Consider the following 12,095-nt stretch of genomic DNA (forward strand, 5'->3'; position numbering starts at 1 on the left):
TATCTAAATTTAATGCGACTGATTTTAAATATGCGTAAGTCGCATATCTGCATGATGATTTATCGTTTGATTACTGCATTTTTCACGCATAACATCGAGTTAAATAAAGAAGATCAAATCAAGCAGAGGATGCGATGAATCACATGGTGACAACAAAAAAAGCAAAAGTTCAATTTAACTGGCAAGACCCATTTTTAATTGAGCAACAGCTTACCGAAGATGAGCGCATGATTCGTGATGCGGCTCATGCTTATTGCCAAGAACGCTTGCAACCACGTGTACTTGAACAATTCCGCCATGAAACAACAGATCCGTCTATTTTTCGTGAAATGGGAGAGCTTGGCTTACTGGGGCCAACCATTCCTGAGCAATATGGCGGTGCGGGTTTGAACTATGTGAGTTATGGTTTGGTCGCACGTGAAATTGAATATGTCGATTCGGGCTATCGCTCTATGGCGAGTGTACAAAGCTCATTGGTGATGGTTCCAATTCATGAATTTGGTACCGAAGAGCAAAAGCAGAAGTACTTACCTAAACTTGCCACTGGTGAATACATTGGCTGTTTTGGTTTGACCGAACCTGACCATGGCTCAGACCCGGGCAGTATGATTACACGTGCTAAAAAAGTTGACGGTGGTTACCGTTTAACTGGCGCAAAAATGTGGATTACCAATAGCCCAATTGCCGATGTGTTTGTAGTGTGGGCCAAAGAAGTTTCTGCTGAAGGTAATGTGGGTGATATTCGAGGCTTCATTTTAGAAAAGGGCTGGGAAGGGCTATCTGCGCCTGCCATTCATGGCAAGGTCGGTTTACGTGCCTCGATTACAGGTGAAATTGTAATGGATAACGTTTTTGTACCTGAAGAAAATGCATTCCCTGAAGTTCGAGGATTACGTGGTCCGTTCACTTGCCTAAATAGTGCCCGCTATGGCATTGCATGGGGCGCAATGGGTGCTGCCGAGTTCTGTTGGCATACCGCACATCGATACACAATGGACCGAAAACAGTTTGGCCGTCCGTTGGCTGCAAATCAGTTGATTCAAAAGAAACTGGCAGATATGCAAACTGAAATTGCATTAGGTTTGCAAATAGCTTTACGTTTTGGCCGTATGAAAGATGAAGGTATTGCGTCAGTTGAAGGCACATCTTTAATTAAGCGTAACAACTGTGGAAAGGCGCTTGATATTGCTCGCATGGCACGTGACATGATGGGTGGAAACGGTATTAGTGATGAGTTCGGTGTGGCCCGTCATTTGGTTAATCTTGAAGTTGTGAATACCTATGAAGGCACACATGACGTTCATGCCCTGATTTTAGGTCGTGCGCAAACAGGCATCGCAGCATTTAGTAACTAACTCATTCATTTTTAAACGATAGAGGTGTTCTTTCGAGAGCACCTTTAGGGATTTTTACGCAAAAATTTATGGATAATGACAAGATTCATCGTAAGGATACTCATGTGAAGATGTACCTCTGTGTACTTAAAATTGAATATAAGATGATGAAAAGTATAGAAAATTAAGTCATACAGAAAACATAAGTAGGCCATCGATGACTCATTTGGGAAAATGAGGAACTAAAGATGAACAATGACGTTCAAGTAATATCGAAAGAGTTAAGAAATACATTTCCAAGTAATCTTGGAACATATGAAAAGATTGGACCACATACATGGAAATGGGCGTTGTTATTTGCCTATTTTGCAATGGTGGTCGATGGCATTGATATTATGCTGCTGTCGTATAGCCTCACTAGTTTAAAGGCAGAGTTTGGTTTAAGTACCTTTCAAGCAGGTGCATTGGGTAGTGCTTCCTTGGCAGGTATGGGCGTTGGCGGTATTTTGGGTGGCTGGGCATGTGACAAGTTTGGTCGTGTACGGACCATTGCCAACTCAGTGACCTTCTTTTCAGTAGCAACCTGTTTATTGGGTTTTACGCAAAGCTTCGAGCAATTTATGGCTTTACGTTTTATTGGTGCTTTAGGAATCGGAGCACTCTATATGGCTTGTAATACCTTAATGGCTGAATATGTGCCGACAACTTATCGCACAACGGTATTAGGCACACTACAGACTGGCCAAACAGTGGGTTATATTGCTGCGACATTATTAGCAGGCGCGATTATTCCAGATCATGGCTGGCGTGTTTTGTTCTTCCTGACCGTCGTGCCTGCTTTCGTTAATATTTTCCTACAACGATTTGTGCCAGAGCCAAAATCTTGGCAGCTCACCAAAATTGAAAGTTTACAAGACAACAGACAGCCTAAAGAAATTGTGGCGGATGAAAAACCAAAAAGTAGCAGCATCTATAAGCAAATTTTTAATAACTTTAAGCACCGTAAAATGTTTTTATTGTGGATGACTACAGCATTCTTCTTACAGTTTGGTTATTACGGCATTAACAACTGGATGCCAAGTTATTTAGAAACAGAAGTGCATATGAATTTTAAAAACTTAACCAGTTATATGGTGGGTTCATATACCGCAATGATTCTAGGCAAAATTTTAGCGGGTTATCTTGCTGACAAATTTAACCGCCGTGCTGTTTTTGTGTTTGGAACAATTGCCAGTGCCGTGTTCTTACCAATCATTATTTTCTTTAATACGCCTGACAACATTTTGTATTTATTGATCACCTTTGGCTTCCTATATGGCATTCCATATGGTGTGAACGCGACGTATATGGCTGAAAGTTTTTCAACCGATGTGCGCGGAACAGCCATTGGCGGTGCTTATAACATTGGTCGTGTCGGGGCTGCTATTGCACCAGCCACGATTGGTTTTCTGGCATCGGGCGGTACGTTTACCATGGCCTTTATTGTGATGGGCGCTGCGTATTTTGTTGCGGGTGTATTGCCAGGCCTATTTATTAAAGATCGTCAGTACGATCCGCAAAAACAATCATAAACAATGACAAGAAGGTGCGTTGAGTACCTTCTAAAAAGATAAGGGTATCGTTATGGGTGCATTACAAGGAATTCGGGTTTTAGATTTAAGTCGTGTGCTTGCTGGTCCGTGGTGTGGGCAAATCTTGGCAGACCTTGGGGCGGAAGTGATTAAAATTGAACGTCCTCGAGTAGGTGATGACACCCGTATGTGGGGGCCACCATGGATGCCCGATCAAGATGGAAACATGACCCGTGAATCTGGCTATTTTCAGTGTACCAACCGCAATAAATATTCTGTTGCCGTGGACATTACAACACCAGAAGGTCAGGCCTTAATTTATGAAATTGCCAAAACTGCCGATGTGGTGATTGAAAATTATAAGACGGGGTCTTTAGCTAAATATGGTTTGGACTATGCCTCATTAAGTGAGCTGAACCCAAATATTGTTTATTGCTCGATTACTGGGTTTGGGCAAGATGGCCCACGTGCAGAAGAACCCGGTTATGATTTTATTATTCAGGGTATGTCTGGCTTAATGAGCATTACTGGCGAGCCTGATGATGTGGCAGGTGGTGGGGCACAAAAGGTTGGCGTGGCTGTGGTAGATATTCAAACTGGTTTGTATTCCACCATTGCCATTCAAGCTGCTTTGATTGCACGCTCGCACACGGGGCGCGGTCAATATATTGATATGTCACTACTTGATGTGCAGGTCGCAGCATTGGCAAATCAGGGAATGAATTATTTAGCTTCGGGTAAAGCACCGCAGCGTATGGGCAATCAACATCCAAGTATTGTGCCGTATCAAACTTTTAAGGCCAAAGATAAAGAATTTATTATTGCTTGTGGTAACGACAAACAGTTTAAAGATTTGTGTGTTGCGATTGGTTATCCAGAGTTACTCGAAAATGAAAAGTTTGTGCGTAACCAAGATCGCGTAAAATATCGAGATGAACTGATTCCTTTATTGTCCGAACACTTTTTGCAAAAAAATGCCAAAGAATGGGTTGAGATGATTCATGCGCTTAAAGTGCCAGTAGGTGTTATCAACTCTATTGAAGATGCCTTGGCTGAACCACAAATTGTGCATCGTAATTTGGTGGTCAATATTCCTCATCGTTTAAATGAAAACTTCCAAACCATTGGTTCACCAATCAAGTTATCTGATACTCCGGTTGAATACCATCATGCACCGCCAGAGTTAGGTGAACATACTGCTCAAATCTTATCGAGATTTAAAACAGCAGAAGAGCTGGCTACGTTAAAAGAAAAAGGCATTATTGATGGGAAAATTGCTTAAGCTATTGCCGCTTTTAATGTTATTCAATTTTAATGAAAACTGTGATTTGAAATAAATCACAGTTTTTTTTATTAGAAAATAAGAGTCTTAATATTTAAAAATAAGCGGTAGCTCTGGTCTAAAATCATGAATCATTCCTTGAGGTTTATGATCAAAACTAATTTCCATTAAATGCTCTGATCCATCAGTCACTTCAAAACTATCAAGCGTATTGAACAGTAACGAAGTAGGGTGCTGTTCAAGGTTTGGAATAGAAACCTTAATTGCGGTGATTTCTGATAAATCTTTGCTATGCACAAGTGGTTGTTGTTTTTCTTTTGCAGCAAGGTCTGGTCGTGAAGCAAATGAAAGGAAGAACCACATCGGTTCAGATACCATAGAATCTTTGGCAACATTTATTTCTAAGCTGGCTGGTAAATAGCTTGGCTTGTACACCCAATTAGGAAATTTTGCGCCGTTATCATCTTTATTTTTAGGGCGAAAACAAATACCAAAAGGGGACGCGATATTATTTTGAGTACTTAGTCGTTCAAAAAGCAGGGTGGGTTTTGTGAGATCACTTGAGGCTTCTTCTGGATTATTTAAAAAGATTAATTCGATAAAGCTATTTTTAAAGAAAAAGCGTCTATTTTCTGTACCTTGACCCGGGTGCTTATTGGATGAACCTTCTGTTAGACCGAATTTTTTTAAAGTTTCAGCTTCGGGAGCGCCTGATTGTACACAAATAAAAATATGGTCCACTTCCATTTTAAGTTCTCATGCTAATGTTTATGAATATTAAATAATTGATTAATAGAGTTTTTCATGTTTGTCGCAAGTGTTTCATCGAAACCATCGACTAAAAAGCGGCTAATTAGCCCTTCAATCACCGTATAGATCAGCTCAGATAAAGCTTCACCATTGGGTATATTGCAGTTTTGTGCAATCAATACTTTAATCCATTGTTTATGGGCTTTAGAAATAGAAATAATGTCTTGATCATTTTGGTTAGATTCAGCGACCGCTCTTACAAATAAACAGCCTTTAAAAAAATCTTGCCTAAACCAATTGGTATGCCAATCAAGAATTTTATTGATGGCCTCTAACCCCGTTGCATCTCCCACATAGCCTAAAAGACTTTGCTTAAACCTTTCATCACGTGCAACGAGCACAGACTGAACCAGTTGATTTTTATTTTTATAGTACGTGTACATGGTGGTTTTGGAACAACCGGATTCATCGCGAATCAAGTCAACGCCAACCCCGACAAAACTATTTTCATTAAATAACTTCTCGGCTGTATCTAATATTTTTAAGGCAGATTTTGACATAAAACTTTTCCAAAAAATAAAATAGTACAGATCTGTACTATTTGGAATTTTATCTATATGCTTTTTAAAAAGCAACTTTTTGTTTGAGGAAAAAACCATGTTCTCGATCTTTTATGGCAAAGAAAAACTGGCTCCATCGCCCACTAAAGTTGATGTCTTAAGAAGCCTTGTTGGAGGTACGCTCAGTATTTTTATACTGTTGTGGTTGAGTAAGCTCACACACAATATCTTTATCATGGCGCCGTTTGGTGCGACCTGTGTATTACTCTATACCGTGTCACAGTCTCCTTTAGCACAGCCGAGAAATATCATATTTGGGCATCTTATCTCGGCTTTTGTGGGTTTGTTTTTTCTAAAATTTGTCGGTGTTTCCATTTTTACAATTGCTTTTTCAGTGGGCTGTGCCATTGCACTCATGCAAGTATTTAAGTGCGTTCATCCACCTGCTGGGGCCAATCCTTTGGTTATTTTGTTGACCGCGAGCAGCATACATTACCAGTGGAGTTTCTTAATTTTCCCTGTTTTGGTCGGCGCAGTGTCTTTGGTTTTGGTAGCGATGCTGATTAATAATATTAAAGCGAGTACGAAGTGGCCAATGTATGGCTTGGGAATTTTAAATAGTAAAAAATAGGCAAGGTATGAAGTGTTTTAAGCTTAAAAATAATAAAAGTATTCACTACGCCAAGATAGTGAATACTTTTGAATGAAATTATGACTTCTTGGAAATACGTTCTTCGATGGCAAATTTGAGTAAAGAAGCACTGCGGTAAAAACCGTGTGCGAACTTTCCAAATGGCATGGTAATAAAGAACGTCATGACCGTGGCTAAATGGAAAATCAGTAAAAGTGCCATGTAAGGGGTATTGCGAAATGCCATGAGTGCTAACCCTGAAGCGCTAACGATAAGCAGAAGGAAAATAAAGCCTCGATCTACAGGTTTTTGCTCACGGTCACCATGTAATGGATGACGTTTAAGATTTAAATAGAGTAAGCCAGATGGTCCGATGACTAAGCCAATTCCACCCAAAGTTCCTAAAATCACAGGCAAGCTTAGGTAAGGATAAGGTGCATGTAGGTCAAGAAAATAGTGATATAAAGTCGCTACACCTGTGGCTGCAAAGCAAAGCATAAAACCATAAAATGTCAGGTGATGGAACACGCGGCGGATTTGTGTGTAACGGTCATCTTGTTCATTACAGCCTTTGCCATGTCCACCATCTAAATATTTAAGCGTTAAAACATTTTGAGAGGCTTGAATAAGGTCAGGTTTTTCAACTTTACCATGAATAACTTTAGATGTTTGTCGCCAGAACTTACTAATTCCAATGCCGAGCAGCACAATGGCAACTGTAAAGGTCGCTCCAAAAAGTAGAGCTAAAAAGTTATGCGGGAAAATCGCATAGAAATTACCTTGATAGCCTGCAAACAGGTCTGTGCCTTTGTACCACACCACAGCTAACATACATAAAAAGAAAATAAGTGTTAATGCCGAGACAAAAGGAATCCCGACAGACTTATAAAGTCGGCCTAAAGGCTGAGGGGTCGCAAACTCTTGATAAGTTTCTAAACGTACTTGTGCCATCGCTTGTGGAATATTTACACCAAATTCATGTGGCGGGGCATATTGGCAAGCGTGTAAACATGCACCACAGTTATGGCACAGGTTTGCGAGGTAATGAATATCGGCTTGGTTAAACTCAAGACGCTTAGTCATCGCCGCAAAAACAGCGCAAAATGACTCACAGTAGCGACAAGCATTACAAATCTGTAGGGCTCTTTGGACTTCTTGTTCGTGATCAGAGAGCTGAACAACTGGAATTAGGGCTTTGCTATTAGCATTCATGTTCAACTCCTTGTGAAAGTGCATAGTGGGCTGCATTTTTTCCGGCAATGCGTCCAAACGTCGTTCCAATCGACATGCCAACGCCTGCGGTATAGCCCTGACCAAGTACATTACCTGCCATCATTTCACCTGCGACAAATAGGTTGCGGCTGGCTTTATTGTTAAAACGTACCGCAGCATCGTCTTCGACTTTTAAACCTAAATAGGTAAAGGTAATGCCGGGTTTAAGGGCATAGGCATAGAAGGGTGGCTGGTCGAGAGGAACAGCCCAGTGGGTTTTGTTGGGCACAATATTTTCGCTGGTGCAGTCATCTAAAACAGTATGGTTAAAGGTGCCTTGCACACAAGATTGGTTAAACTCTTCTACGGTGTGGCATAAGGTTTTTGCGTCTAGCCCGATTTTTTCGGCTAACTCTTGAATGCTATTTGCTTTTACACCCGCAAAAACAGGTGGCATAAAGCGCCCAATGGCTTTTGAGTCAATAATGGAATAGGCAATTTGCTGTGGCTGTTTGGCAACAAGACGGCCCCAAATCGCATAACGTTTTGGCCAGAAGTCTTCGCCTTCATCGTAAAAACGCTCGGCTTTATTATTGACCACAATACCCAATGAAACGCAGTCAATACGAGTACAAATACCACCATCATATAACGGTGCTCGTGCATCTACAGCGACGCAATGAGATTGTGATGGGTCACCAATAATATCGGCGCCTTGATCTATCATAAATTTAAGCAAGTTGCCTTGATTAAAGCGGGTACCACGAATAATGAAATTATCGGCAGGCCATTCGCCGTTTTCATTTTGTCCCCATGCTTCTCTTAACCATTCCAGATTTGACTCAAAACCACCTGCGGCCAATACACAGCTTTTTGCTTTAAACACACGTCCATCTTCAGCAATTGCAGCTTCAAAATGTCCTTGATTTAACTTTAGATCTTTAATTTTTGTGCTGTATAAAATTTCGATACCAAGTTCTTGAGCACTACGGTAATACGCATTAATGAGGGCTTTACCACCACCCATAAAAAAAGCATTAGTACGTGCAACATGCAAAGCACCCGATAGTGGCGGCTGAAAATTCACACCATGTTTACGCATCCAGTCGCGGCAGGTCGCCGTGCTACGAATGACCAGACGGGCTAAGTGCTCATTGGTTTTGCCTGCAGTCACTTTAAGTAGGTCTTGCCAATATTCTTCTTCGGGGTAGGCATCAACCAATACATCTTGAGGAGCGTCATGCATGCAGCGAAGGTTACGAGTGTGTTGTGAGTTACCACCACGCCATTCTTTAGGTGCTGCTTCTATTACTAGCACAGACGCGCCACTTTCTTTTGCCGTGAGCGCGGCACACAGTGCGGCATTCCCACCACCAATTACAATCACATCATGCATGGATTTCTCCCTTTCTCAGCTAGGGCTAATGTAGCTTTAAAAGAGAAGGTGGAGTGAGAGGCTGGGCTTGAATGGGTGTTTAGTAAAAATAAACACTAATGGCTTAAGTGTTTATGAGTTTCGCACTAGGCCAGCGTTTTTCATTAATCAGGTTGGTCACACAGGCACGAATCACCACTTTAGTGGCTAAGGTGGCAGGTGAGATTTCTTCTTCAGATAAACTAATTAAATAGTTAATACGTTCAATTGCAGGTTCTACAACGCGCAGTAAACATAAGTCTTGCCGAGAGTTTAATGCTGCACCAGCAGGTTGGATGGTTGCCATTTCAAGTTGGCTAATGCTTTCCATTAGCAAATGTAGCCCATCAATTTCATAGGCCACTTTAAGCTGATGAATTTTTTGTTCGAGCAACAAACGCAGCCCATGCCGTTGGCTCGGTAAAATCAGTGGAAGTTCTTTTAGTTGTGGATGGGTAATGGTTTGAGTGTCGATACAGTTTTCAAGGTGGTACTGGCTCAGCACTTCTTTTGGCGAGATTAAAAACATCTGTTCTTTGACTAAAGGCTGTATCGCCCACTGAGGGTCTACATCGTCACTAAAGATGATTGCAACATCGAGCTGTCTTGCATTAACCAAGGCTTTGAGATCACCAGATAAGCCTTCAATTAAACGGACTTTAATGTCGGGGTAACGATTTCTCATGAGTTTTAAAAAGTGCGTGCCAATAACCGCTGCAACACTCGGCGAAAAACCGACGGTAACATGTCCACTTAAACGTGAAGAATGAGCAGAATCTACGGCATGGTCTAGGTGTCTAAGTGCAAGTTGAACCTGTTGAAAAAAAGCTAAACCAGCAGGGGTGGGAACTGTACCCAAAGCGGTACGTTGTAAAAGGCGAATAGAAAGTTCGCTTTCTAATTTTGAGATTTGCTGACTTAATGCAGACGTTCCAATATCGAGATTTTTTGCAGCTTTACCCAAGCTTCCTGACTCGATCACTGCAATAAAATACTTTAATTGTTTGAGTTCCACGGCAAATACTACATTGACCTTTATTGATTATTCTACACTGGTTTATCGCTATACATTTTGTTCTATTACGCTGAGTAAACCACCAAAAGAGTAAAGGCAACATCACCTCAAGATGTTGCCTTTTAGAGCTTTTATTGTTTAACCTGCTCAAGACCCTGTTCTTCAATAATTTGTGTTGCTTGTGGTGACTTCACAAATTTGATGAGTTCTTTTGCAACTTTTTCATGTTCAGAGTTTTTACCAATGCCAGCCGCAAACACGGTGACTTTCTGATAAGGCGCAGGAATTGGACCGACTAAATCAACCTGACCATATTGACCAGTAAAAGGTTTGATTTCGCTAATTTGTTGGAAACCAATATCAAACTGGCCTTCAGCAATACGCTTTGCAACACGATCACCTACTACTTTTTCAGCTTTACCAGAAATCACTTTGTATTCGACAGGTGGGAAGCTTGGGAAAACATCTTTTTCAAGATGCGTGCCGCTTGCACTTGCTGAATAGCCGATGTGCTTGGCATTTAATAAAACCTTTTCGAATTTTGCAGCAGAACTAATGTCTGGTTTTGGCGCACCTTTTGGAACAGCCATACCAATGCTTGAATTAACCAAAGCACTTTGCGAATTTGGATCTACATAACCCTTTTCTGCGAGCTTGTTCAGTTCAGGAGCCGCTAACACTACGACATCAAAATGTTCACCGCGATCGAGTCGGTTTGGAATTGCCGTTGGTGATGCACCCATGGATGAACCAGACGAGAGATGAACGTTATGACCAGTTTGCTTTTCAAATATTGGAATGAGTTTTTCCATAGATGAATAAAAACCGCCTGAGCTAATCACTTCGAGTGTATCTGCGTTAGCAAGGGTCGAGCCTAAGCCTGCACCAGCTAAGCAAATGGTCATGAAGATAGGGGACTTTTTCATAGTATCTCGCTTTAATGATAGGAGAGCACAGTACGGCTGCAAATGCGCCGTACTGTTCATTAAAATTTCAGGTTAAGTTGTTGTTTTAAGCGCTAACCTTCACAGGTTCAGCAATTGCGTCAGTATTTTTCTGTTTAGAACCACGGCATAGATATAAGCTTGAGATGAGGCTACATACCGCAGCTAACATCAGCCAGAATGCTGGTGTACTTGCGTTACCTGTGTGTTCAACTAGATATGTACATGCAATTGGAGTCATGCCACCAAAAATAGCTGCTGCAAGACTAAAAGCTAAAGAGAAGCCGACTGTACGTACACGCTTTGGCATCACTTCGGCGAGGGTTGCTACCATGGTGCCGTTGTACAGACCAAAGAAGAATGAGAAGTAAGCAAGCGTAATAATCAGATTGGTGAAACTAATATCACTCACCAGCCAGCTTAAAACTGGATAAGTTGTAAAGATGGCAAGTGTCGTAATACCGACTAAAACAGGACGGCGACCAATTTTGTCTGATAGTAAGCCACCCATTGGCAACCAGAAGAAATTCGATAAACCTACAAACACAGTCGCTAAAAGGCTATCTGTTACCGACATTTCTAAAGTACGTTTTGCATACACCGTGGTGTAAACCGTAATGAAGTAGAACGTTGTTGTGGTCATGGCACTCATCATCATGCCCGCAAGTACGATGCGCCAGTTGTTTGCAAGTGTGCTGAAAATTTCTTTGGTCGATGGATGAGTTTTTTGAGCTTTAAAGTCTTCAGTTTCCTCTAAAGTACGGCGGAACAAGAAGATTAAAGGAATAATCAAACAACCAATTAAGAACGGAATACGCCAGCCCCACTCACCCACTTGAGCATGAGTTAAAATGGTGTTGAGCCAGTAGCCAAGTAATGCTGCAAACACAACCGCAATTTGTTGGCTGCCAGACTGCCAGCTTGTGATAAATCCACGGTTTTTATCTGTTGCAATTTCAGCTAGATAAATCGATACACCGCCAGATTCAACACCTGCCGAGAAGCCTTGTAATAGACGTCCAATCACCACCAAAATTGGCGCAATAATACCAATGGTTTCATAACCCGGTACAAAGGTAATTAAGATGGTTCCGATTGCCATAAGGCTCAATGTAACAATAAGACCTTTACGTCGACCAACTCTGTCGACATAAGCGCCCAAGAAAATAGCGCCGAGAGGACGCATAAGAAAGCCCGCAGCAAACACGGTAAATGTCATCATTAAAGAGACATATTCATTTTCAGAGTGGAAAAATTTTGCTGCGATATAAGTGGCATAGAAACCAAAAAGAAAAAAATCGTACTGTTCTAAAAAGTTGCCACTCGTTACATTTAATATTTTTTTAAAAGTAGCCCTACGGTTATTCACGACATCCATTGGA

At 41.3% G+C, this 12,095-nt stretch carries 11 protein-coding genes; 4 read left to right on the forward strand and 7 right to left on the reverse strand.

The window, feature by feature from the left end:
• Window positions 1-134: 134 nt before the first annotated feature.
• The 3 genes from ACPF64_RS07705 (at window position 135) to ACPF64_RS07715 (ending at window position 4,187) form a co-directional block, all read left to right on the forward strand.
• Entirely contained in the window at window positions 135-1,355 is a 1,221-nt protein-coding gene (locus ACPF64_RS07705) for an acyl-CoA dehydrogenase (RefSeq protein ID WP_004641353.1), read from the forward strand.
• A 227-nt stretch (window positions 1,356-1,582) separates the two neighbouring features.
• On the forward strand, window positions 1,583-2,905 hold the full coding sequence (locus tag ACPF64_RS07710; protein ID WP_426455934.1) for an MFS transporter: 1,323 nt from the start codon (window positions 1,583-1,585) through the stop codon (window positions 2,903-2,905).
• Window positions 2,906-2,957: 52 nt separating this feature from the next.
• The gene (locus tag ACPF64_RS07715; protein ID WP_426455935.1) at window positions 2,958-4,187 is read left to right on the forward strand and encodes a CaiB/BaiF CoA transferase family protein; all 1,230 of its coding nucleotides are present in this window, start codon (window positions 2,958-2,960) and stop codon (window positions 4,185-4,187) included.
• A gap of 87 nt (window positions 4,188-4,274) precedes the next feature.
• Here ACPF64_RS07715 and ACPF64_RS07720 read toward each other — a convergent pair whose 3' ends face one another.
• The gene (locus tag ACPF64_RS07720; protein ID WP_426455937.1) at window positions 4,275-4,934 is read right to left on the reverse strand and encodes a VOC family protein; all 660 of its coding nucleotides are present in this window, start codon (window positions 4,932-4,934) and stop codon (window positions 4,275-4,277) included.
• A gap of 14 nt (window positions 4,935-4,948) precedes the next feature.
• The gene (locus ACPF64_RS07725) at window positions 4,949-5,497 is read right to left on the reverse strand and encodes a TetR/AcrR family transcriptional regulator (protein ID WP_426455938.1); all 549 of its coding nucleotides are present in this window, start codon (window positions 5,495-5,497) and stop codon (window positions 4,949-4,951) included.
• A gap of 97 nt (window positions 5,498-5,594) precedes the next feature.
• Between ACPF64_RS07725 and ACPF64_RS07730 the strand changes: the two genes are divergently transcribed.
• Window positions 5,595-6,128: an HPP family protein gene (locus ACPF64_RS07730; protein ID WP_005042963.1), complete on the forward strand. Its 534-nt coding sequence runs from the start codon at window positions 5,595-5,597 to the stop codon at window positions 6,126-6,128.
• Between the two features lie 78 nt (window positions 6,129-6,206).
• Here ACPF64_RS07730 and tcuB read toward each other — a convergent pair whose 3' ends face one another.
• From tcuB to ACPF64_RS07755, 5 genes are all read right to left on the reverse strand, one after another.
• Window positions 6,207-7,340, reverse strand: a complete 1,134-nt coding sequence (gene tcuB / locus ACPF64_RS07735; RefSeq protein WP_426455939.1) for a tricarballylate utilization 4Fe-4S protein TcuB — start codon at window positions 7,338-7,340, stop codon at window positions 6,207-6,209.
• Window positions 7,330-8,736: an FAD-dependent tricarballylate dehydrogenase TcuA gene (gene tcuA, locus ACPF64_RS07740; RefSeq protein ID WP_426455940.1), complete on the reverse strand. Its 1,407-nt coding sequence runs from the start codon at window positions 8,734-8,736 to the stop codon at window positions 7,330-7,332. The genes tcuB and tcuA overlap by 11 nt, the downstream gene beginning before the upstream one ends.
• Before the next feature lie 103 nt (window positions 8,737-8,839).
• Window positions 8,840-9,769 carry a LysR family transcriptional regulator gene (locus tag ACPF64_RS07745; protein WP_426455941.1) on the reverse strand — a complete coding sequence of 310 codons (930 nt, stop codon included), beginning with the start codon at window positions 9,767-9,769 and terminating at the stop codon, window positions 8,840-8,842.
• Between the two features lie 131 nt (window positions 9,770-9,900).
• Entirely contained in the window at window positions 9,901-10,695 is a 795-nt protein-coding gene (locus tag ACPF64_RS07750) for a substrate-binding domain-containing protein (RefSeq protein ID WP_017392363.1), read from the reverse strand.
• 85 nt (window positions 10,696-10,780) lie between these two features.
• Window positions 10,781-12,091: an MFS transporter gene (locus ACPF64_RS07755; RefSeq protein WP_133748076.1), complete on the reverse strand. Its 1,311-nt coding sequence runs from the start codon at window positions 12,089-12,091 to the stop codon at window positions 10,781-10,783.
• Window positions 12,092-12,095: the final 4 nt, after the last annotated feature.

This window comes from Acinetobacter sp. KB005, from assembly GCF_049949095.1.
Classification (GTDB): domain Bacteria; phylum Pseudomonadota; class Gammaproteobacteria; order Pseudomonadales; family Moraxellaceae; genus Acinetobacter; species Acinetobacter calcoaceticus.

What these genes read in the sequence shown, in the direction of transcription:
- ACPF64_RS07705 (WP_004641353.1), top strand. Translation starts at nt 135, where the DNA reads ATGAATCACATGGTGACAACAAAAAAAGCAAAAGTTCAATTTAACTGG.
- ACPF64_RS07710 (WP_426455934.1), top strand. Translation starts at nt 1,583, where the DNA reads ATGAACAATGACGTTCAAGTAATATCGAAAGAGTTAAGAAATACATTT.
- ACPF64_RS07715 (WP_426455935.1), top strand. Translation starts at nt 2,958, where the DNA reads ATGGGTGCATTACAAGGAATTCGGGTTTTAGATTTAAGTCGTGTGCTT.
- ACPF64_RS07720 (WP_426455937.1), bottom strand. Translation starts at nt 4,934, where the DNA reads ATGGAAGTGGACCATATTTTTATTTGTGTACAATCAGGCGCTCCCGAA.
- ACPF64_RS07725 (WP_426455938.1), bottom strand. Translation starts at nt 5,497, where the DNA reads ATGTCAAAATCTGCCTTAAAAATATTAGATACAGCCGAGAAGTTATTT.
- ACPF64_RS07730 (WP_005042963.1), top strand. Translation starts at nt 5,595, where the DNA reads ATGTTCTCGATCTTTTATGGCAAAGAAAAACTGGCTCCATCGCCCACT.
- tcuB (WP_426455939.1), bottom strand. Translation starts at nt 7,340, where the DNA reads ATGAATGCTAATAGCAAAGCCCTAATTCCAGTTGTTCAGCTCTCTGAT.
- tcuA (WP_426455940.1), bottom strand. Translation starts at nt 8,736, where the DNA reads ATGCATGATGTGATTGTAATTGGTGGTGGGAATGCCGCACTGTGTGCC.
- ACPF64_RS07750 (WP_017392363.1), bottom strand. Translation starts at nt 10,695, where the DNA reads ATGAAAAAGTCCCCTATCTTCATGACCATTTGCTTAGCTGGTGCAGGC.
- ACPF64_RS07755 (WP_133748076.1), bottom strand. Translation starts at nt 12,091, where the DNA reads ATGGATGTCGTGAATAACCGTAGGGCTACTTTTAAAAAAATATTAAAT.